At 72.3% G+C, this 20,872-nt stretch carries 19 protein-coding genes; 11 read left to right on the top strand and 8 right to left on the bottom strand.

What is annotated here, in order from left to right:
• Positions 1-88: 88 nt before the first annotated feature.
• Together IF09_RS0115360 and IF09_RS0115355 are read right to left on the bottom strand one after the other, a co-directional pair.
• A complete protein-coding gene (locus tag IF09_RS0115360) occupies positions 89-1,273 on the bottom strand; it encodes an NAD(P)/FAD-dependent oxidoreductase (RefSeq protein WP_030295928.1) in 1,185 nt (394 codons plus the stop codon).
• Complete coding sequence (locus IF09_RS0115355) at positions 1,270-1,617, bottom strand: bifunctional 3-phenylpropionate/cinnamic acid dioxygenase ferredoxin subunit (protein ID WP_030295926.1); 348 nt, start codon at positions 1,615-1,617, stop codon at positions 1,270-1,272. The genes IF09_RS0115360 and IF09_RS0115355 overlap by 4 nt, the downstream gene beginning before the upstream one ends.
• A gap of 356 nt (positions 1,618-1,973) precedes the next feature.
• On the opposite strand from IF09_RS0115355, the gene IF09_RS0115350 reads away from it, so the two are divergent.
• From IF09_RS0115350 to IF09_RS0115335, 4 genes are all read left to right on the top strand, one after another.
• The gene (locus tag IF09_RS0115350) at positions 1,974-2,690 is read left to right on the top strand and encodes a response regulator transcription factor (protein WP_030295924.1); all 717 of its coding nucleotides are present in this window, start codon (positions 1,974-1,976) and stop codon (positions 2,688-2,690) included.
• Positions 2,687-4,132 carry a sensor histidine kinase gene (locus IF09_RS0115345; RefSeq protein WP_030295923.1) on the top strand — a complete coding sequence of 482 codons (1,446 nt, stop codon included), beginning with the start codon at positions 2,687-2,689 and terminating at the stop codon, positions 4,130-4,132. Before IF09_RS0115350 ends, IF09_RS0115345 begins: the two co-directional genes overlap by 4 nt.
• A 138-nt stretch (positions 4,133-4,270) precedes the next feature.
• The gene (locus IF09_RS0115340) at positions 4,271-4,687 is read left to right on the top strand and encodes a hypothetical protein (RefSeq protein WP_030295921.1); all 417 of its coding nucleotides are present in this window, start codon (positions 4,271-4,273) and stop codon (positions 4,685-4,687) included.
• A complete protein-coding gene (locus IF09_RS0115335; RefSeq protein WP_158709978.1) occupies positions 4,684-4,899 on the top strand; it encodes a hypothetical protein in 216 nt (71 codons plus the stop codon). Before IF09_RS0115340 ends, IF09_RS0115335 begins: the two co-directional genes overlap by 4 nt.
• A 121-nt stretch (positions 4,900-5,020) precedes the next feature.
• On the opposite strand, the gene polX is transcribed toward IF09_RS0115335, so the two are convergent.
• Complete coding sequence (gene polX / locus IF09_RS0115330; RefSeq protein WP_051832475.1) at positions 5,021-6,778, bottom strand: DNA polymerase/3'-5' exonuclease PolX; 1,758 nt, start codon at positions 6,776-6,778, stop codon at positions 5,021-5,023.
• A gap of 54 nt (positions 6,779-6,832) precedes the next feature.
• Between polX and IF09_RS0115325 the strand changes: the two genes are divergently transcribed.
• The 3 genes from IF09_RS0115325 (at position 6,833) to IF09_RS0115315 (ending at position 10,659) form a co-directional block, all read left to right on the top strand.
• Positions 6,833-7,957, top strand: coding sequence for a CapA family protein (locus IF09_RS0115325; RefSeq protein WP_030295917.1), 1,125 nt, complete (start codon positions 6,833-6,835; stop codon positions 7,955-7,957).
• A 93-nt stretch (positions 7,958-8,050) separates the two neighbouring features.
• Positions 8,051-9,424 carry a GH1 family beta-glucosidase gene (locus tag IF09_RS0115320; protein WP_030295915.1) on the top strand — a complete coding sequence of 458 codons (1,374 nt, stop codon included), beginning with the start codon at positions 8,051-8,053 and terminating at the stop codon, positions 9,422-9,424.
• Positions 9,421-10,659, top strand: a complete 1,239-nt coding sequence (locus IF09_RS0115315) for an MFS transporter (RefSeq protein ID WP_051832474.1) — start codon at positions 9,421-9,423, stop codon at positions 10,657-10,659. Before IF09_RS0115320 ends, IF09_RS0115315 begins: the two co-directional genes overlap by 4 nt.
• A gap of 51 nt (positions 10,660-10,710) precedes the next feature.
• On the opposite strand, the gene IF09_RS0115310 is transcribed toward IF09_RS0115315, so the two are convergent.
• The gene (locus IF09_RS0115310; RefSeq protein ID WP_030295911.1) at positions 10,711-10,947 is read right to left on the bottom strand and encodes a chaplin; all 237 of its coding nucleotides are present in this window, start codon (positions 10,945-10,947) and stop codon (positions 10,711-10,713) included.
• A gap of 412 nt (positions 10,948-11,359) precedes the next feature.
• Between IF09_RS0115310 and IF09_RS0115305 the strand changes: the two genes are divergently transcribed.
• Genes IF09_RS0115305 through IF09_RS0115295 form a run of 3 tightly spaced genes read left to right on the top strand, consistent with a single transcriptional unit; the run spans position 11,360 to position 15,467 of the window.
• The gene (locus IF09_RS0115305; protein WP_051832473.1) at positions 11,360-13,231 is read left to right on the top strand and encodes an ABC transporter ATP-binding protein; all 1,872 of its coding nucleotides are present in this window, start codon (positions 11,360-11,362) and stop codon (positions 13,229-13,231) included.
• A gap of 16 nt (positions 13,232-13,247) precedes the next feature.
• Positions 13,248-14,135, top strand: coding sequence for a serine/threonine-protein kinase (locus IF09_RS0115300; protein WP_037634881.1), 888 nt, complete (start codon positions 13,248-13,250; stop codon positions 14,133-14,135).
• Positions 14,136-14,186: 51 nt separating this feature from the next.
• Entirely contained in the window at positions 14,187-15,467 is a 1,281-nt protein-coding gene (locus IF09_RS0115295; RefSeq protein ID WP_030295906.1) for a hypothetical protein, read from the top strand.
• Positions 15,468-15,630: 163 nt separating this feature from the next.
• Here the strand turns inward: IF09_RS0115295 and IF09_RS0115290 are convergent, their stop codons facing one another.
• The 4 genes from IF09_RS0115290 to IF09_RS0115275 all read right to left on the bottom strand — a co-directional run bounded on the left by IF09_RS0115290 (position 15,631) and on the right by IF09_RS0115275 (position 20,184).
• Positions 15,631-16,551 carry an RNA polymerase sigma-70 factor gene (locus IF09_RS0115290; RefSeq protein WP_030295905.1) on the bottom strand — a complete coding sequence of 307 codons (921 nt, stop codon included), beginning with the start codon at positions 16,549-16,551 and terminating at the stop codon, positions 15,631-15,633.
• Complete coding sequence (locus IF09_RS0115285) at positions 16,548-17,750, bottom strand: NAD(P)/FAD-dependent oxidoreductase (RefSeq protein ID WP_030295903.1); 1,203 nt, start codon at positions 17,748-17,750, stop codon at positions 16,548-16,550. Before IF09_RS0115285 ends, IF09_RS0115290 begins: the two co-directional genes overlap by 4 nt.
• 768 nt (positions 17,751-18,518) lie before the next feature.
• Positions 18,519-18,911 (bottom strand): nuclear transport factor 2 family protein, encoded by a 393-nt coding sequence (locus IF09_RS0115280; RefSeq protein WP_030295901.1) that lies wholly within the window; start codon positions 18,909-18,911, stop codon positions 18,519-18,521.
• 52 nt (positions 18,912-18,963) lie between these two features.
• Positions 18,964-20,184: an alpha/beta fold hydrolase gene (locus tag IF09_RS0115275; RefSeq protein WP_030295899.1), complete on the bottom strand. Its 1,221-nt coding sequence runs from the start codon at positions 20,182-20,184 to the stop codon at positions 18,964-18,966.
• Positions 20,185-20,275: 91 nt separating this feature from the next.
• On the opposite strand from IF09_RS0115275, the gene IF09_RS0115270 reads away from it, so the two are divergent.
• Positions 20,276-20,869 carry a TetR/AcrR family transcriptional regulator gene (locus IF09_RS0115270; protein ID WP_037634877.1) on the top strand — a complete coding sequence of 198 codons (594 nt, stop codon included), beginning with the start codon at positions 20,276-20,278 and terminating at the stop codon, positions 20,867-20,869.
• Positions 20,870-20,872 lie beyond the last annotated feature (3 nt).

Below are 20,872 nucleotides of genomic sequence, written 5' to 3'. Positions count from 1 at the left end.
TCCTCGCGGAACGTCGTGGTTCGGGGCGTGGTGCATCGGGGGGGCGGCAGGGCGGGGCCCAGGGGGGCCGGACCGGGACCCGGGTGGGTCAACCGGCCGTCCGGGCCCCGGCGGTGGCCAGCCGGCGCCGCCACCGCGTGAACAGCCGCGTCTGGTTCAGGCCGAGCACCCCGACCGGCCGGCCCGCGCTCCGGTAGACCGCGAGGAAGCTGCGGTCGGCCGCCGCGCCCTCCTCGAGCGTGACGCTGTCGGCCTCCGCGGCGTACCCGGCGAACTGGATCCGGGTCCCGTACTGGTCGGACCAGAAATACGGGGGGTGCGGCGCCTCCGGCACGCCCTGCCCGCCGGAGAGCAGGGCGGCGACCGCCACGGCAGGGCGCTCCCGCGCGCCGGTCCAGTGCTCGACCCGGCGGTGGGCCCCGACCGCGGGCTCGTACCAGGCCGCGCAGTCCCCGACGGCGACGATGCCGGGGATGTTCGTACGGCCGGCCGCGTCACACCGTACGCCGTCGTCCAGGTCCAGCCCGGAGCCCGCCAGCCAGTCGGTGCAGGGGCGGGCGCCCACTCCGACGACCACGGTGTCGGCGTCGAGGCGGCGGCCGTCGTCGAGTACGACGGCCGCCACCCTCCCCGTACCGGCGAGTGCGCGTACGCCCGTTCCGCACAGCAGGCGAACGCCGTGGTCGGCGTGCAGCCGGGAGACCAGGGAGCCCATCTCCCTGCCGAGCGGCCCGGCCAGCGGTGTGGGCGCCGCTTCCACGACGGTGACGTCGAGGCCGAGCCGCCGCGCGGTGGAGGCGACCTCCGCTCCGATGAACCCGCCGCCAACGACCACCAGCCGGCCGCCGCGGGCCAGGTCCGCCCGCAGCGCGCGGGCGTCGTCCAGTGTGCGCAGGACGTGCACGCCGTCGAGGCGCTCGCTCCCGGGCAGGGTCCGGGCTGCGGCGCCGGTGGCGATCACGATGCCGTGGGCCCGGACCGACCGGCCGTCGGCGAGCCGTACGTGGTGCTCGGCCCACGACCCGGTGTCGATCCCGACGGCCCGCACGCCGAGCTCCCATACGGCCGCGAGGTCCTCGCCCTCCGCTTCGAGGGCGAGCGCGTCCTCGTCGATCTCGCCGGCGAGGAACTCCTTCGACAACGGGGGCCTGTCGTAAGGGCGGTGGGGTTCGCCGCCGATGAGGACGAGCCGCCCGTCGTAGCCCTGCTCGCGCAACGAGTGGGCGGCGGACAGGCCGGCGAGCGAGGCGCCGACGACGGCCACGGTCTTCACGCGCGGCCTTCCACCCGGTGGACGGGCTCACAGGGCGTCGGGGCCGGCAGGACGTACACCGTGCCGTCCTCGACGAGGACCTGGTGGGTGCGAACGGGGCGCTTGGCGGGCGGGGAGTCGACTCTGCCGGAGCGCAGGTCGAACTTCGAGGCGTGCAGGGGGCATTCGACCTCGCACCCCTCGAGCCAGCCGTCGGAGAGGGAAGCGTCCTGGTGGGTGCACGTGTCGTCGATGGCGTACACCTCGCCGGCCTCGGTATGGAACACCGCGATCGGAGGATCGGAATCGAGTCTGCAGGCCTCGCCTCGCGGAAGATCGGCGAGTCGGCACACGGGAATCTTCATGACACCTCGGTGCGTATAGCGAAACGGATTGCGGTGAACGCAACGTCAGTGTGAGGGCGCCCCTCTACCCTGTCAAGGAAGGTTTCACGACATCGGAAAGGGCCCGGACATCCGCCGTTCGACCCCGCTCGCCCTCACGGGCGCGCCCTGCTCCTCGGGGGAGCCGTCACCGCCACGAGCGCGACGGCCGCGGAGAACACCACGGGCAGCAGATGCCCCCGTCCGGCCCGGGCGGGGGCGTCTCCCGTCCGCACCCCGCGGCGCCCTTCCCGCTCCACACCCCGGCTGCCGGGCGGTCCGGCGGCCGTGAGAGGGTCGGCCCGGCCTCCGACGGGGCCGCGCGCGAGGAGGGCAGTGTGACCGGCAGCACATCCACCGGACTGGTACTGGTGGCGGACGACGACGCCGCCATCCGCCGCTCGCTGGAGCGCGGGCTGCGGCTGAGCGGCTTCACCGTGCTCCTCGCCGAGGACGGGCCCGCCGCGCTGCGCCTGCTCGTCGGCCAGGCCCCGGACGTCCTCGTACTCGACGTCTCGATGCCCGGTCTGACCGGCACGGAGGTCTGCCGCAGCCTGCGGGCCCAGGGCGACGAGACCCCCGTTCTGATGCTGTCGGCCCTCGACGAGGTCACGGACCGGATCGCAGGGCTGCAGGCCGGGGCGGACGACTACCTGGTCAAACCCTTCGCCCTGGAGGAGCTCGTGCTGCGCCTGCACGCCCTGCTGCGGCGCCGGCCGGCCCAGGGCCCCGCGTCGGACGTACTGCGCGCCGGACCGCTGGTGATCGACGGGGCCAGCCGGCAGGTACACCACGAGGGGGTGGAACTCCACCTCACCCGGCGCGAGTTCGAGCTGTTGGTCCAGCTGGTGCGCAACGCGGGGATCGTGCTCACGAGGGACCAGCTGCTGGACCGGGTGTGGGGCTACGACTTCGAGGTGCGCAGCGACGCCGTCGACACCTTCGTCAGCTATCTGCGCCGCAAGCTGGAGGAGGGCGGGCGCCCGCGCCTGATCCACACGGTGCGCGGGGTCGGTTTCGTCCTGCGCGTGCCCGAGGACCGGAGCGGCTCGTGAAACTCGCCACCCGTATCGCGCTCTCGGTGACCGTGGTGGTGCCCCTGCTGGTGCTCGCCGCGGGCCTGCTGGTGCTCGGACTGGTCAGCCGCGACCTGCACCAGCAGCAGGACACCCGCCTGCAGGACCGGGCCTCGGCCGTCCTCCCCGACGTCAAGGCGATGCTCACGGCCGACCTGAACGGGCGGCCGAAGGCAGAACAGAACCAGCACCGCAAGGTCCTCGGCGACGTGCTCGACGCAGGGATCCGGGTACGGACCACGGACGGAACGGTCGTCCTGGAGGGCGGGCCGCAGCCCGCCGACCCGGTACGGCTGCCCGAGCAGACGCCGGGCGGGCCGGTCACCGTCCGGGCCAAGGGCCATGCCTGGCGGGTGCTGACCGTCCCGGTGGCCGGGCCGGCCCCGGGCACGTTCTGGCTGTTCAGCCCTGCCTCGGCCGCCGACCCTCAGGTCGTCGCCGTGCGCCGCCGGGTCCTGCTGGTGGCCCTGCTGGCGGCGCCTGTCTCCGGGCTGCTGGCGTACGGGCTGGCCGGCCGCGCCACCGCCTCCGTACGGAGGCTGAGCCGGCGGGCCGCCGCACTAGACCCGGGGGTGGGCGCGGCCGCCTTCGCCACCGCACCGGTGAACATCGCCGAAGTGGACGAACTGGCTGCCGCCATCGGACAGCTGCTGGCCCGGTACGAGGAGCAGGCCGCCCGGACGGCGCAGGCGCTCGACACCGCCCGCTCGTTCTCCTCCGCCGCCTCGCACGAGCTGCGCACACCACTCATGAGCATGCGGACCGACCTGGACGTCCTCGCCGCCCACCCCGACCTGTCCCCCGCCGAACGGGCCGAGGTCGTACGGGACTTGCAGAGCGACCACGCCCGGCTGCTTGACCTGCTCACGGCCCTGCGGATGCTCGCCCGGGGCGATCTGGTGGAGGTGTCCGCGTTCGCCTCCCTCGACCTCTCCGAGCTGGTGGACACGGTCGTCGGCGAAACCGGCCGCCGCCACCCCGCGGCCCAGCTCGAGGCTGAACTTCCGCCGGAGCTGCGGGTGTTCGGATGGGATGCCGGGCTGGCCATCCTGCTCGCCAATCTGCTGGGCAATGCGGTGGTGCACGGCCACCTGCCCGACGAGCCGGCCAGGATCACGGTACGGCTGCGCGCGGAGGGCGGGCACGCAGTGCTCACCGTGGACGACGCGGGGCCCGGCATCCCGCCCGCCGAGCGGGAAGCCGTCTTCCGCCGGTTCCACCACCGCCCGGGCAGTCCCGGCTCCGGGCTCGGGCTGACCCTCGTCGCCCAGCAGGTCGCGCTGCACCGGGGCACGATCTCGATCGGGACGCCGCCCGACGCCGCGGGCACCCGCGTCGAGGTGCGCCTGCCCCTGTCGGGCGCGGACGCCCCGACGCTGCGCCTGCCGAGGCGCCGCGACTGGATCTCCCGAGGGGACTGAACGGCGACGACCCGGCCCGGGCCGGGCCTCACGGGGACGCTCCTGTGGACTCACAAAGTTTCCACAAAGACACCTCCTACCGTCCTGACCGGTCGGCCGCCCGTGAGCCGGCCCGTTCGTACCGAAGGGGATACAGCCATGCTCCCGAACCGTAGGACCGCCGCTGCCGCGATCGGCGCCGTGGCGCTGGCCGGCGCCCTGCTCTGCGCCGCCCCCGCCCAGGCCGATGGCGGCAGCCCCGCCCCCGCCGCCCCCAAGCCGGCCAAGTCCGCGCCGAAGGGCGACGGCGCCGAGGCGATCTGCAAGCGCCTGCCGAAGACGCAGACCCGCGTCAGCACCGCGATCAACCGACTCAACGGCGACGTCACCGTCCTCGGCTCCGTCGCACGGCTGGAGCAGCGCGTCGCGAACGCGCAGACCGCCGGCCACACCGAGGTCCACACCTACCTGAACGACCGCCTGACCTTCCGCAAGAGCCTGCTGCCCACCCTGCAGAAGCGGCAGGACGACCTGAAGGCCGTCAGCACCTGGTGCTCCGCGCAGGAGTCCAAGTGAGCGTGCCCCGCCGCGCCGCCGCGGGGCTCGCCACCCTGCTCACGGCGGCCGCGCTGCTGCTCACCGGCTGCCTCCCGGGCGCGAAGGCCCAGCCCCAGGGCACCCGGTCCGTGAGCTCCGACGACGCCCAGGCCAAGGACATGCAGCAGAAGCTGGACGACGCCGAGAGCGCGGCGGCCCAGGCGGACTCGGACGCCACACAGAACAACTGACCCGCTTCGCAGGCACGCCCGGCCTGCCCCCGATCCACGGGGGCGGGCCGGCTGCCTTTCACGCAGCGGCCCCGGGCGGGTGCGGTGCGCGCCGCGTCCTCGAGCCGGGCAGCCACGGGTGTCAGGCCCGCTTCCCGTGCAGGAACCGGCGCAGGCGGGCCCACGGCCAGGTGTTGATGACATCGTCCTTGGTCAGCCAGCCGCGCTGCGCCGTGCCCACCCCGTAGCGCAGGTACGGCAGGTGCGTGGTCGCGTGCGCATCCGAATTCACCGCGAACTTCACCCCGTGGCCCTTCGCGCGCAGGATGTCCTCGTCGCGCAGGTCGAGCCGCTCCGGATGCGCGTTGATCTCCAGGGCGGTGCCCGTCCGCGCGCAGGCCTCGAAGACCGCGTCGAAGTCGGCGTCCACACCGGGGCGCCGCCCGATCCGCCGCGTGGTCGGGTGCCCGATGACGGCGACGTGCGGGTTCTCGCAGGCCCGGATGAAACGCCGGGTCATGGCGGCCCGGCTCTGGCCGAAGTGGGAGTGCACGGAGGCCACGCACAGGTCGAAGCCCGCGAGGAACTCGTCGGGCCAGTCCAGGCCCCCGTCGGGGCCGATGTTGAGTTCCGTGCCGTGCAGCAGCCGCATCCCGTGCACCGTGCGGTCCATTGCCCGTACCTGCTCGCGCTGCGCCAGGATCTTCTCCTGCGTCATGCGCTGCATGGCGAGGTCCGGCGCGTGGTCGGTGACCGCGTAGTACGCGTACCCGCGCGCCGCAGCGGCGGCCACCATGTCCTCCAGGGGGGCGAGGCCGTCGGTGAGGTCCGTGTGGGTGTGCAGGTCGCCCCGGATGTCGCCCTCGGCCACGAGATCGGGGAGTTCGTCGCGCAGCGCGGCCGCGATCTCCCCGCGGTCCTCCCGCAGCGTCGGCGGGATCCAGGGCAGGCCCAGCCGGGCGTAGATCTCCTCCTCGCTCTCCGAGGCGAGGTTGGTGCCGCTCTCGGCGTCGAAGAGGCCGTACTCGGAGAGCTTGAGGCCCTGGCGCACCGCCAAGGCGCGGGTGCGGATGTTGTGCGCCTTCGACCCGGTGAAGTACTGCAGTCCCGCGCCCCAGGACGCCGGCGGCAGGACGCGCAGATCGACCTGGAGTCCGGCCCCGGTCCGGATGGAGGTCTTCTTCGCCCCGTGCGCGATGACGTCGGCCGTGAAGGGGAGCTCGGCGAGGGCCCTCATGAACGGGGCGGACCTCTCCGCCGCCACCAGGATGTCGACATCACCGATCGTCTCGCGCATCCGGCGCAGCGAGCCCGCGTACGTGCACCGCACGCACCCGGGGATCCGCTCCATCTCGGCGACGATCTGCTCGGCGATGTCCATCGCCGCGCCGAGCAGGATCCGGTCGTCGGCGTTCCGGAGTACGGAGATGCCGTGCAGGATGTTCTGCTCGGTCTGCTCGCCGAAGCCCTTCAGGTCGCGCAGCCGCTCCTTGCGGATGGCGTCCTCCAGCTGCTTGACGGAGGAGACGCCCAGCTCCTCGTACAGGACGAGGGCCTTGCGGGGACCGAGCCCCGGGATCGCGGTCAGGGCCCGCACCCCGGCCGGGACGGCGGCCCTGCGCGCCTCGATGTCCGGTACGTGCCCGGTGCTGAGGTACTCGACGACCTTCTCGGCGATCGACTTGCCCACGTTCGGGATCTCCCGCAGGCCCTTGGCGTCGAGCTCGGCGACATCGGCCGGGTGGCCGCCGATGGCGCGGGCGGCCTTCTCGTACGCGCGCGCCTTGAAGGCGTCGCCGCCGCTGATCGCGATCAGGTCGGCGTACTCCTGGAGCAGTGCCTCGGAACGCCCGAATACGCCCAGTATGCGGACGCTCCTCCGCCTTGCGATGCACCGCATCCGACGCCGCGCGCTGATCCACCGGGGATTACGGGACAGCCCTAGCCTGGAGTAATGGGCGGCGACCTGGTCAGGCTCCTTCTCTGCGGGGACGTGATGCTGGGCCGCGGCATCGACCAGATCCTCCCGCACCCCGGGGATCCGGCGCTGCGGGAGACGTACGTACGGGACGCGCGGACGTACGTGGAACTGGCCGAGGCGGTCGGCGGCGCGGTGCCGCGCCCGGTCGGCTTCGCGTGGCCGTGGGGCGATGCCCTGCGAGTGCTCGACGCCGCGGCGCCGGACGCGCGGATCCTCAACCTGGAGACGTCCGTCACGCAGTGTGAGGACCGGGCGCGCGGCAAGTCAGTCCACTACCGGATGCACCCCGCCAACCTGCCGTGCCTGGCCGCGGCCCGCCCGGACGTCTGCGCCCTCGCCAACAACCACGTCCTGGACCACGGCCGGAGAGGGCTCGAGGACACCCTCGTGGCACTGGCCGCCGCGGGGCTGCAGACCGCGGGGGCGGGCCGGGACCTCGCCGAGGCACGGCGTCCCGCGGCCGTCCCGCTCCCTGGCGGCGGGCGGCTGCTGGTGCACTCGCTGGCCATGGCCTCCAGCGGTGTTCCGCACGGCTGGGCCGCGACGGCGGAGCGCAGCGGCGTGGACTTCGTGGCCGGGCCGACGCATGCCGCCGCGGGGGAGGTCGTGGACCGGATCCGGCGGGCGAAACGGCCGGGCGACCTGACGGTCGTGTCGATCCACTGGGGTTCCAACTGGGGCTATCGCGTCCCGGGCGAGCAGATCGGCTTCGCGCACGCGCTCGTCGACGGCGGTGCGGACCTGGTGCACGGGCATTCCTCGCACCATCCGCGGCCGATGGAGGCGTACCGGGGGAGGTTCATCGCCTACGGGTGCGGCGACCTCGTCAACGACTACGAGGGCATCGGCGGGTACACGGAGTTCCGGGACGACCTGCGGCTGCTGTACCTGGTGTCGGTGGACCCCGCGGACGGCCGGCTCGTCGGCGTCCGCCTCGTACCGCTGCAGTCGCGCCGGCTGCGGCTGCGGCCGGTGACGGACGAGGACTCCCGCTGGCTGTACGAGGTACTCGTCCGCATCTGCCAGGGGTTCGGCGTGCAGCTCGGGCGCGAGCCGGACGGCGCCTTCCGGCTCACCGCCGCCACCACCCCGCGGTAGAAGTTGAGGATTGTTCACTTTCCATTGACAGGGCGGGTTCCGGAGCCCAAAAGTGTGCCGTCAGCGATGCACCTGCGACCGAAGTGAGCCCGCATGACAGCGCCCGTACCCGCGTTCCCCGCCGATTTCCTCTGGGGCGTCTCCGCCTCTGCCTTCCAGATCGAAGGCGCGCCGACCGCCGACGGCCGGGGCCCCTCCTCCTGGGACGCCTTCACCAAGGAGCCGGGACGCATCCGGGACGGCTCGCACGCGGACGTGGCCACCGACCACTACCGCCGCTACCGCGAGGACGTGGCCCTGATGGCCGAACTCGGCGTCGGTGCCTACCGGTTCTCGGTGTCCTGGTCGCGGGTCCTGCCGGACGGCCACGGGCAGGTCAACCGCAAGGGGCTCGACTTCTACGACCGGCTGGTCGACGAGCTCTGCGCCGCCGGCATCACCCCGGTGCCCACCCTCTTCCACTGGGACACCCCCCTGGCCCTGGAGGAGAAGGGCGGGTGGCTCAGCCGCGACACCGCCGAACGGTTCGCGGCGTACGCCTCGGTGGTCGCGCAGCGGCTGGCCGACCGCGTCCCGATGTGGATCACCGTCAACGAGCCCGCCGAGGTCACCCTCCTCGGATACGGCCTCGGCGAGCACGCCCCCGGCAAACGTCTCGTCTTCGACGCCCTGCCCGCTGCGCACCACCAGCTCCTGGCCCATGGCCTGGGCGTACAGGCCCTGCGTGCGGCGGGCGCCCGGCAGATCGGCATCGCCGCCTCGCACAGCCCCGTGTGGCCGGCGAGCGACGGCGCGGAGGACCGCGGCGCCGCCGAGCTGTACGACCTGCTCACGAACCGGCTCTTCGCCGATCCCATCCTGACCGGCGCATATCCCGACGAAGGCCTGGCCTCGCTGCTGCCGGGCCCGGTGGCGGAGGACCTGAAGACCATTTCGGCCCCGCTGGACTGGTACGGGATCAACTACTACAACCCGATGCGCGTCGGCGCCCCGCAACCGGCCGCTCCCGCAGGCCAGTTCGGCGGCATCGAGATACCCGCGGACCTCCCCTTCGGCATCCGGCCGATCGAAGGGTACGAGCACACCGACTTCGGCTGGCCGGTGGTCCCGGACGGGCTGCGCGAACTGCTCGTCTCCCTGCGCGAGCGCTACGGCGACCGGTTGCCGCCGCTGTACATCACCGAGAACGGCTGTTCGTACGGGGACGGGCCGGATCCCGCCACGGGGCGGGTCGCCGATGCGCGCCGGATCGCGTACCACGAGGGCCACGTGGCCGCCCTGCACCGGGCGATGGCGGAAGGGGCCGACGTACGCGGCTACTTCATCTGGTCGATCCTCGACAACTTCGAGTGGGCGGAGGGGTACAGGCAGCGCTTCGGGCTGGTCCACGTCGACTACGAGACGCTGGAGCGGACTCCCAAGGAGTCGTACGCCTGGTACCGCGACCTGATCAAGGGCGGCAGATGACCGTCGAACGGACGGCCGCGGAGACCGGCAGCCCGGTCGGCGGGCGCTGGGTCGGTGCGCTGTCCCTCGCGAATCTCGGGGTCTGGGCCGGCTGGTTCGGCCCGCTCCAACTGCTCCTGGCCCGCCAGGCGCAGCAGCTCACCCCGGGCCACAAGGCGTCCACGCTCGCCCTGGTGACGGGGGTGGGCGCGGCGGTCTCGATGGTCGCCAACCCGGTCTTCGGGGCCCTGTCGGACCGTACGACGTCGCCGGCGGGCCGGCGGATCCCCTGGGTGGTGGCGGGAGTTGCGGGCGGCGCGGCCGGACTGCTCGTCCTCGCCCGGGCTTCGAGCGTCGCCGGGGTGATCGCGGGCTGGTGCCTGGTGCAGCTCGCGCTCAACGCGGCGTTCGCCGCCCTCACCGCCGCCGTGCCCGATCAGGTTCCGCCCCGGCAGCGCGGTCTGGTCGGCGGCTGGCTCGGGGTCGCGCAGGTCGGCGGGATCCTGGTCGGTACGGCGCTCGCCACGGTCGCGGGCGGCGTCACCGCCGGGTATCTCGCGTGCGCGGCCTTCTCGGTGCTCGCGGCCGTCCCGTACGTGGTGATGCGCCGCGACACGCGCCTGTGGCCCGACGCCCGGCCCGCCTTCCGCTGGCGGACCTTCCTCACCGGCTTCTGGATCGATCCGCGGAACCATCCCGACTTCGGCTGGGCCTGGTTGACGCGCTTCCTGATGAACCTGTCGTACTCGGTCAGCACGATGTACCTGCTGTACTACCTGACCGACGCCGTGCACTACGAGGACGACGCGGACACGGGCGTGCTGATCCTGACGGCGCTCAACGCGCTCACCCTGCTGGCCACGGTGGTGATCAGCGGTGTGCGGTCGGACCGAACGGGCCGCAGGAAGGTCTACGTCATCGGGTCGGGGCTGGTCATCTCGGCGGCCACCCTGCTGCTCGCCGTCTGGCAGACCTGGACGGGGGCGATCGTCGCCTCGCTCGTCCTCGGGGTCGGGTTCGGCGTCTACACGTCGGTGGACTTCGCCCTGCTGACGGACGTGCTGCCGACGGCGGAGGACCGGGGCCGGGACCTCGGCGTCATCAACATCGCCAATGCGCTGCCCCAGGTGCTGGCTCCGGTGATCGCCGCGCCGGTGGTCACCCACTTCGGCGGGTACACGGCGCTGTACGCGCTCGCGGGGGCCCTGGCGCTGGCGGGGTCGGTACTGGTCCGCCGCATCCGCGGGGTTCCGTGACGCCGGGCGGTGTCACCGGACGGGTCCGGTGACACCGCGGGCAGGCATGGGTCAGTGGTTGATGCAGACGTTGCCGGCGGTCGGGTTCAGCACCCCGATGACGTTGACACTGTTGCCGCAGAGGTTGACCGGGACGTGGATCGGCACCTGGACGACGTTGCCCGAGAGGATGCCCGGGGAGCCGATGGCATAGCCCTCGGCCGTGGCATCGGCAGAAGCGCTGCCGATCCCGCCCAGCGTCGCACCGACGACCAGACAGGCTGCAACGGCCAGAGTACGGATCTTCATGTGGGTCTCCCATCGGATGAGGGTGTGCCGGGCCATCCCATACCAGACGGGTCCGAACCAGGCCGATTCACCCACTCGTGGGCGCTGTCCGGGGGCGGGAGGAAGATTTTTTCCGGAAAAGGCAATCTCCCGGACCGTCTGGACCGTATCCCCTGTAGAAGCCTCTCCAGGAGGAAAGCTCATGGCGATCTTCACTCATCTCATCCCAGCAAACCGCCGTCACGGAAAGAGGGACTGGACCTCGGGGCGCGACGACAACACCGGCAGGCGCCGGCACCGTCGCCACCGCAACACGGACCACGGCCAGCACGGCAACAACGGCCGCCACGGTCGCGGCTGCTGACCGCCGAGAACGGCTGGGCGGACCCCGCTCCTTGCCCCGCCCAGCCGGCAATCCCTGAGGACCGCGTCCATGAGGCGTGTCGCGTGGCATGCGCTGCACCGGCTGCTGTCGGTGGCCGATGATCCCGATGCGGTCGTCGCCGCCGCGCCGCCGGTCGCTCCGCGTGAGGCCTTCCGGCGGTTCTGGCCCTATACGCGCGGCGGCCGGCGCTGGCTCTTCCCGATCCTCCTCTTCAGCATGATCGGCCCACTCATCGACGCGGCCGAGATCTGGCTCTTCAAGATCGTGGTGGACGAGGTCCTCGTTCCGCGCGATCTGCGCCCCTTCCTCTGGATCGCACTCGCCTACCTGGGACTCGTCGTTCTGTCCGGCATTCTGGAGTTCGCCGACGACGTGATGTCCACCTGGGTCGGCGAGCGTTTCCTGCTGGCCCTGCGCTCGGACGTCTACCGGCACGTCCAGGGGCTCTCGCTCGGGTTCTTCGAACGGCGGCGGCTGGGGGACGTACTCTCGCGCATCACCGGCGATGTCGACGCGATCGAGACGTTCCTCCTCTCCGGAGTGGCCAACGCCCTCTACTACGTGGTCCAGTTGGGCGTCTTCCTGGGCCTGCTCTTCTACCTGAGCTGGGACCTGACCCTCCTCGCGCTGATCATCGTGCCGCTCTTCTGGGCCGCGGCCCGGCGCTTCTCCCGGCTGGTCAGGGCCGCGTCTCGGGAGCGGCGCCGGCGCAGCGGCTCGATCAGCGCGATAGCCGAGGAGTCGCTCGGCAACATCGCGCTGGTGCAGGCGTACAACCGGCAGGGGACGGAGGAAGGCCGGTTCGCCCGCGAAAGCATGGGCCGGTTCCGCGCGGAGATGGTCTCGGCCCGCATCCGTTCCGTCTACGGCCCGGTCGTCGAGGTGATCGAACTGACCGGCGCGCTGGCAGTGATGGGCCTCGGTACGTGGAAGCTGGCGCAGGGGCAGCTCACGCTGGGCGGACTGCTGGTCTTCATCGCCCTGTTGAGCAAGCTCTACAGTCCGATCCGCGACCTGTCGCAGCTCACGACCACCTTCTACGCGGCGTCCGCTTCGGCCGAGCGGATCATCGAACTGCTCGACCAGCGCCCACAGGTCGTCGAGGTGGAAGCCGCACGTGCCCGCAGGATCGGGCGCGCCCGCGGCGATGTCGAGTTCCGCGGCGTCTCCTTCCGCTATCCGGGCACGTCGCGGCGGGCACTGCGCGACGTGTCGTTCCGTGTGGAGCCCGGTACCACGCTGGCGCTGGTCGGTGCGAGCGGCGCGGGCAAGTCCACGGTCGGGAAGCTGCAACTGCGCTTCTACGACCCGGACCAGGGGGCGGTCCTCCTCGACGGCACCGATCTGCGGGAGCTGCGGCTGTCCGAGCTGCGCGAGAACGTCGCGGTCGTGCTGCAGGAGACGCTCGTCTTCCACGGCACCGTACGCGAGAACATCGCCTACGGCCGGCCCGGCGCCACGGAGGCGGACATCGTGGCCGCGGCCCGCGCCGCCGACGCCGACGGGTTCATCCGGCTGCTCCCCGAGGGCTACGACACGGTGGTGGGCCAGCGGGGCCGGACGCTCTCCGGCGGGCAGGCACAGCGCCTGGCGATCGCCCGCGCGATGGTCAGGGACGCGCCCGTACTGCTCCTGGACGAACCGACCACCGGCCTGGACGCCGAGTCGGGCCGCCGCATCATGGAACCGCTGCGCCGGCTGATGGCCGGGCGGACCACCGTCGTGATCTCGCACAACCTGCTCACCGTGCGCGACGCGACATGCACGGTGGTCCTGGACCGGGGCCGGGTCGTCGAGTGCGGCACGCACGAGGAGCTGCTCGGACGGGGCGGTGCCTATGCCCGCCTGCACCGCGCGAACGGCGGTGCGCCCGGGGCCGACGCACCCACGGCCGCGACTCCCCTGAAGATCCTGTCGTGAGCCCGAAGGTCCCGTCATGAGCCCCGCCACCGCCACCCGGCCCGTGGCCCCGCCCCTCGTACCCGGCACGGTCCCCGCACCGGGGTACGAGGTCCTGGCGCCCCTGGCCCGGACCGGCTGGCTAGACCTCTACGACGCCTGGAGCGAGGAACGGGACTGCCGGTGCGTGGTGAAGGTCCTGCGCCCCGACTGCCGTGACGAGCCGCGGCTGGGCGGCCGGCTCGTCCGCGAGGGCCGCTGGCTCCAGCGCTTCACGCATCCGCATCTGGTCCGCGCGTACGAGACGTTCGAGTCGCCCGAGCCGCTCGTCGTCCTCGAAACGCTGACGGGTGAGACGCTGTCCCACCTCATCGGCCGTCTGCCCCGGCGGGCAGCCGCCGAGGACGTGGCCCTCCTGGGCGTGCAGCTGTGCTCCGCGATGCACTACCTGCACGGGCAGGGCCTGTTGCACCTGGACCTGAAGCCGTCCAACGTCGTGGTGGAATGCGGTCACGCGAAAGTGCTCGACCTCAGCGTCGCCCGCCCGCCGGGCATCGCCCCGCCGGGCGTGGGCACGTTCGGCTACCTGGCCCCCGAACAGGCGCGCGGAGGGCCCCTGTCGGCGGCGGCCGATGTCTGGGGCATCGGCATCACGCTGTACGAACTCGCCACCGGTGACGTGCCGTTCGACATCGGCGACACGGTCAGCGGCACGACGGACACCGGGGGCGCGGACTGGTTTCCGCAGCTCGAAGGGGCGGCCCCACCGGTGACAGCCCGCCGGCGCCTCCCGCGCGCCCTGGCTGCGGCCATCGACGGGTGCCTGCTGCCCGACCCGGCGGCGAGGCCTTCGATCCCCGAACTGTCTGCCGCCCTCGACGCGACGCTGCACCGGCGGCGGCGCGACACGCCTGTGCCGGAGTGACCGGAAAAGTGTCTGTCGCGGGCTGGCCGCAGCTGTGTAATGTCACATTGCATGATGCTCTTACGGCGAGCCGCGTCCTTCGCGGTCCTTCTTGCCACCGTCCTCCCCCTGGCCGTCACCGCACCCGCGCACGCACAGGACGCCTCCTCCTGCCGCACCGCGCCCTCCGCGCCCCTCGACGCCGAGCAAGCGCGGCTCGAGGATGCGCGGACCACGGCCCTCGTCGAGCGCGCCGGGTTCGGGGACTTCGTACGGCGTTTTCCGGCCGCCCTGTGCGGGGTCCGGAGCCCCGCCGAGGCCGAGCGGCTGCTCGACGGCTGGGGCGGGGCCCTCTGGCAGTCCGCCGTACGCCGCGCCCAGGGGCAGCGGCCCGGCGGTGACCTCCAGGCCGGGGACGACCGGCCGCTGTACTGGACCCGGCTGGCCATGACCACCGCGCTCGCCCGCTGGGAGCCGGCCTTCGCCGTCGACCGCACCGCGCTGCGCGCCCGCTTCGAGGATGCCTCCCGCGGCCTCACCGACAACGCCTTCCGGACCGCTCCGGGCGTACGGCGCGTGTTCATCAGCGGCTTCGACCCCTTCGGTCTGGACGCCGAGCTCCGCCGCGCCAACCCCTCCGGTTCCGCCGCCCTCCGACTCAACGGCCGCCGCATCACCCTCGCCGACGGCAGCCCCGCCGAGATCCGGGCCGTCGTCCTGCCCGTGCGGTACGCCGACTTCGACGCCGGCATCGTGGAGCGGGCCTTCGCCCCGCGCCTGGCCGGCGCTCCCGGCGGCCCGGGCGCGGCGGACGTCATCACCACCATCAGCCAGGGCTACCCCGGTCTCTTCACCCTGGAGGCCTGGGCCGGCCGGTCCCGGTCGGCGGATCCGTACCCCGACAACACCGGTTCCCTCTCCGGCGGCACACGCGAGCACCCCGTGACCGCTCCCGGCCTCGCCCCGGGCGCCGAGTTCATCCGGACCACGCTCCCGACCGCCGCGGCGACCGGCGCCGTCCAGAGCCCGTACCCCGTGCTCCTGAACACCGCCGTCACGGAGATCCCGGCGGGCGCCACCGCGCCCGTGGACCGCGAGGACGGCCCGACGCCGGGTTCGCGCGCGGTGGAGGGCGGCGGGGGCGGCTACCTGTCGAACGAGGTGGCCTACCGCTCCAACCGCCTCCGCGGCGATCTCGCCCCGCAGCTGCCCGGCGGTCACCTGCACACCCCGGTCCTCACCGGCCTCCCGGCGGACCCGAACCTGCTGACCGGCCCCGAGTTCGAGCGGAACGAGACCGCGATCACCGCGGAGGTACGCACGATCCTCGAACACACCGCGGCGCGCCCTTAGGCACGAAGTGCCTACCGGGATCCGCCGGGTAGCGGACGATCTCGCTGTCCAGGTGGGCCGGGGACCGACTCGAGTAGCGGCCGGGGAACTCCCGCGCCGGCGCGGGGGTCCACCGCTCTCCGGGCCGGAACGGCGAGTGGGCGGGGCACCCGAAGTGCAGGGCCTACCGCGTCCCGACGTGGTGAGTGGTGCCTTCGGCGATGGCCCGGAGCTTGTCCGGGTTGGCCACGTTGTGGAGGGCGGTGATGCGGCCGTCGGCGTCGAAATCGAAGGTGACGGTGGCGATCACCCGGCTCGGTCCGCTGAATAGCATGCCGGGCCCGCCGTTTATTTCGACGAGTCGAGCGTTCATGTCGGCCGGCTCGACGCCCTGGTAGGTGACCGTGCCGATGGCCGCGAACCAGGCAGCCACCGTGGATGCGCCCACGACCGGAAGCAGGGCCTGGCGGACCTTGCCGCCGCCGTCGGTCCACAGGGTGACGTCCGGGGACAGCAGCTCCATCAGGGCGTTGACGTCGCCACCGGTGGAGGCGGCGAAGAACCGCTCGGTGACCTCGCGCTGCCTCGAGCGGTCCGTCGGGAAGCGCAGCCGACGGGCCCGTACGTGCTCCCGGGCGCGGTGCGCGGCCTGCCGAACCGCGACTTCGGACCGCTCCACCGCCTCCGCGATCTCGGCATGGCTGAAGTCGAAGACCTCCTTCAGCACGAACACCGCACGTTCGAGCGGGCTCAGCGTCTCCAGCACCACCAGCATCGCCATCGACACCGACTCGGCGTCCGTGACGGCCTCGGCGGCGTCCCCGCCGGTAAGAATGGGCTCGGGAAGCCACGGCCCCACATACGTTTCGCGCTTGTACCGGGTGGAGCGCAGCCGTTCCAGCGCCAGATTGGACACGATCCGCGTCAGGTACGCCTTGGGATCGGCCACCTGCGAGCGCTCGGCGGCCGACCATTTGATCCAGGCGTCCTGGACCGCGTCCTCGGCATCGGCCGCAGTGCCGAGGAAACGGTAGGCCACCGAGAACAGCAGATTGCGGTACTGGTGGAATATCTGCTGGTCGAAGTCCGCGGACGGCTGGGTCACCGGGCCCCCTGGACCCGGGTGAAGCGGCCGCCGCGCGGCCAGAACGCGCCCGAGGCGGGCATCTTCTTCATACGGCCGTAGGTCGGCCAGGGGGAAGCAGTCACCGTCTCCTTATACCGTGCCGCCGTACGGCCGGTCAGATACATCCGCCGGGGGCTGTCGTCGGGGCGGGTGAACTGCACGACCGCATCGTGCCGCCCCAGGCTCACCGGCGTGTGGTAGTAGCCGAAGCGGAAGGGCTTGGGCTGCTTGCCCTTCAGCACCCGGAAGATCGACACCGCAGCGTGCACACCGGTCGGCATGCCGCCCTGGCAGGTGCCGTGCATCACGCCGTAGCCCTGGCGGACGGCGGCCGCGTCGCCCACGGCGTACACCTCCGGATGCGACACCGACCGCAGCGCGGGGTCGGTGACGATGCGGCCGCGGTCGTCGACGGTCAGCCCGGCGGCGGCCGCCAGCGGCGACACCCGCGTACCGCTCGTCCACAAGACCACGTCGGCGGGGATGCTCTCCCCGCCCGCCAGCTCGACCGCATCGGGCAGCACCTTCACCACGTCGGCCCCGCCACGCGCCTGGACGCCCAGCCGCTCGAGCGCGGAGTGCAGATACGACTTGGCCTTCGGGTTCATGGCCGCGCCGGGTTCGCTCCGGCCCAGCAGCACGACGTTCAGCTCCGGATGCTGCTCGGCGATCTCCGCCGCCGACTCGATGCCGCTGAGCCCGTTGCCCGCGACCACCACCGTGCCGCTGCCGAGCCCGGCCAGCCGGTCGGCCAGCACCTCGGCGTCCTCCACGCCGTTCAGGGTGTACGCGTGGTCCTCGGCCCCCGGCACTTCCGCTGTGTCGGCCACGCCGCCCAGCCCGTACACGAGCGTGTCGTAGTGCAGGATCCGGTCATCGTCGATGCGTACGGTCCTCGCGTCCGCGTCCACCGCCGTCACCCAGCCGCGCACGAACTGCGCACCCGTGCCGGCCAGTAGCTCCGGGATACTCAGTTCGGCGAGCCGCTGCCCGGTCCCGGTCATGTGCAGCCGCATCCGCTCGGTGAACCGCTGCTGCGCGTCCACCAAGGTCACCTGCACGCCCTCGCGCCCCTTGACCCGGGCCGCGAGCTGGATCGCCGCGGACATGCCCGCATAACCCGCCCCCAGGACCAGAACACGATGCGCGCTCGCCCCTGCTTCGTGCCGTTCGTTCATCGCTCCGCCTTCCTCCGCCTGCTGCTGACGACCACCAGACGGAAGCTGTCGGCCCGTTCGTGACATGCGGCCGACGTGACGCGCGTCACAGCCGCCGTGACGGCCGTCCACCACGACCCCCGGCGGTCAGGGAGCCGTACAGACCGGGTGTTGCGGGGGCTTCACCGGGAGGCTGTCCCTTACCCTCGGCCGTGAACTCGCGGTAGCCGATGATGCTGCACAGCTCGCGCTGTCACAGGCCGGGGTCCAGGACGAGGGGGCCGCCTTTGCCGTCGGTCGCCGCTTTCCGAGACGCTGCGCAGCGGGCTGATCTGTTTGCGGGCCGGTTCGCGCTGCCACAGCTCCGGACGGCCCTGGCCGCGGGACAGTGCGAAGTACCGGCCGCTGGGGTCGAAACGGATGAAGACGGCGTCGGCGGCCGTCCGTACCGTCGAGACCGTATTGCCCGTCACGATGTCGACGATGCGGACGACGGGATCGTCCAGGACACCACAGCATGTCCAGGGTGAACGCGAGGAGCGCCAGGGCACCCGGCTCGCTGCTGGTGTCGGCGAGGATGCGGTCGACCAGGTGGGGTTCGTAGCCCACCCCGGGGATGGCATCGACCGGGGCGTGACGATTTCCCCAAAGCTGGCCCGAGGGCCCCTGCCGCGCCCGGCGGGGGGCCGCTCGCTCCCCTTGCCGAGCGTCGCCTGCGGGACAGGGCAGCAGCGCAGGCGAGCTTGTCGGCCCGGCCGCCCCGCACCGCCCGCCCCCGTCGGCTTGGGTTCAGCGGGCGCTGCCGATGTTGCGGTCGGCGTCGGAGCCGCTCAGCATCAGGGTGGTTTCCTCGATGCGGTGGAAGCGGCCGTCGGGGGCGAGGTCGGCGAAGACGTAGACCTCCATGGTGACGGTGGTGCCGTCGTTCTTGGTGATGTGGCAGGTGTGCCGGTCGGCGTACTTGTTGCCGTCGTACAGCTCGTCGTGGACCTCGACCGTGCCGCCGGCGACGATTCCGCGCAGGTGGCTGATGTGGTCGAGGAACTCGGCGCGGTCGGCCCACTCGCCGTCCGTGCGCTGGCGGTACCCGGGGGTGAAGTGGCGCTCGGCGGCCTCTTCCAGGGTGATGTCGTGGTTGAAGAGCAGGTCGTTGAGGGCGGCTTCGATTCCGGTGCGGTTCATGATGACGGCGTCCTTCGGGTGGGTACGTGGGTGTGGGTTCGGGGCGGGCTGCTCAGGCCGTGGCTGCGAGGGTGGTGTCCAGCCAGTCGTAGATGCGGGCGAGGGCCAGGCGCATGGCGCCGGGGTGGCAGTGAGCGCCGGCGCCTTCCTCGGCGGTGAACAGCATCAGGGTCTTGGGGCACGTCAGGTGCTCGTAGAGCTGCTCGGGCTGTCCCTTGAAGAACTCGTCCTCGGCGGCGTCGCACACGAGGGTGGGGCACTGGATCAGCTCGGCGATGCCGCCGTCGAGGGTGTAGTCGAGGTACGAGGCGCTGAAGGCCCGGGGAGTGCCGACGCCCATCACGTACATGCCGTGGTTGATCGCCCACCGTGCGGTGGCGTCCTGATCCATGATCTGCTCGAAGCGTGCGTCGAGTTCGGGGGCGCAGTCCGCGCGCAGGAGCCGTTCCGCCTGGTCGCGGTCGCCGGGGATGTGGCGGGTGGATATCTGGCCGAGGTCGTAGACGCCGTCGACGGCGATCAGGGCGGCGAGGCGGTGTTCGAAGGCTGCTGCCCTGGGGGCGAGTACGCCGCCCATGCTGCTCCCGAGGAGCGCGATGCGGCTGTTGTCGACCTCGGGCAGCGTTTCGGCGAAGTCGACGACCGGGGTGATGACGTTCTCCCAGTCCGGGCGGAAGACCAGTCCCTGGTGGTGGCGGGGGCCGGGCTGCCCCGGGCCGTCGAAGGTCAGGACGGTGTACCCGCGCTCCACGGCGGCCAGCGCGCCGCTGAAGTGGAGTTCCTCGGCGGTGCCGTCGAATCCGCTGTGCATGATCAGGGTCGGGCGGGGCGTGCCGGTGTCGTCGGCCCGGTAGAGGTAGCCGAGCAGGGTGGTGCCCTCGTAGGGGATGCGGACCGGCTCGATGCGGGGGGTGTAGAGCGCGGCCGCGGCCTGGAAGCAGGTCACGCTGCGGTCGTAGGCGTGGTCGTGACGGGGGTCGCACGGGTGACCGTGCTGGAAGAACTCCGCCGAGCGGTAGTAGTTGGAGGCGCGCAGGAATCCGTCCCGGGCGCTGATGGTGTGGCCCGCGTCCAGGGCCCGCTGGGCTTCGGCCGCGACCCGGCCGGCGGTCGCCATCCACTCCTCGTGCCAGCTGTCGTAGTCGCCTTCCTTGATGCGCTCGCTGGTGGAGACGACCTCGCCGAAGTCGGCGCCGCCGTAGGCGATGTGGCTCATCGAGCGCAGGGTCTCGTACCAGAACTGGGTGTTGCCGGGGAACAGCAGCGGCTTCATCACACTCTCCTTAAGCACAGATCTGTGCGTACGAGAGGACTGTAGACCCCGTCGGTGCCACTAAGCAAATAATTGTGCTTACGATGTGGGGGTGACTTCGAAACAACCGGCCCCGCGCCTTCGCAAGAGCCCCGAGCAGGTCCGCTCGGCGGTCCACCAGGCCGTCATCGACCTGCTGTCCGACCCGGAGGGGGCGGACCTGACCATCCCCGCGGTCGCGCAACGCGCCGGGGTGAACCACACCAGCGTCTACCGGCGCTGGGGCAGCCGGGAGGCACTCCTGGCCGACGTGGTCGTCACCCGCCTCGAACGGGACTGGCCGCTGGCCGACACCGGAACCTTGCGGGGCGACCTGACGGCATGGGCCGAAGCGGGCGTCGCGAGCATCCGTACCCCGGAAGGGCGCCTGCTCATCCGTGCCGTCGCCCTGTCCATGCCGGGCAGCGCCACAGCCCAAGGGGAGCGCGCACAGCAGTTCGAGCGCCGCATCGGCGCCATCGAACGCATCCGCGACCGCGCCGCCGCCCGCGGCGAGGTCCCCCCACCCCTCGACCAGATCCTCGACCAGCTCATCGCACCGCTCTACCTGCGGGCGATCTTCGGCATCGACCCGCCGGCCTCCGGATACCCGGAACTCCTCGTGGACCGTCTCCTGGGCAGCACGGCCACGCCGCAGCCGGCTTGAGCG

The sequence above is a fragment of the Streptomyces katrae genome (assembly GCF_000717655.1).
GTDB classification, from domain to species: Bacteria; Actinomycetota; Actinomycetes; order Streptomycetales; family Streptomycetaceae; genus Streptomyces; species Streptomyces katrae_B.
Note: the sequence above shows the minus strand (reverse complement) of the source record. Positions and strands in the feature narration are given on the sequence as shown.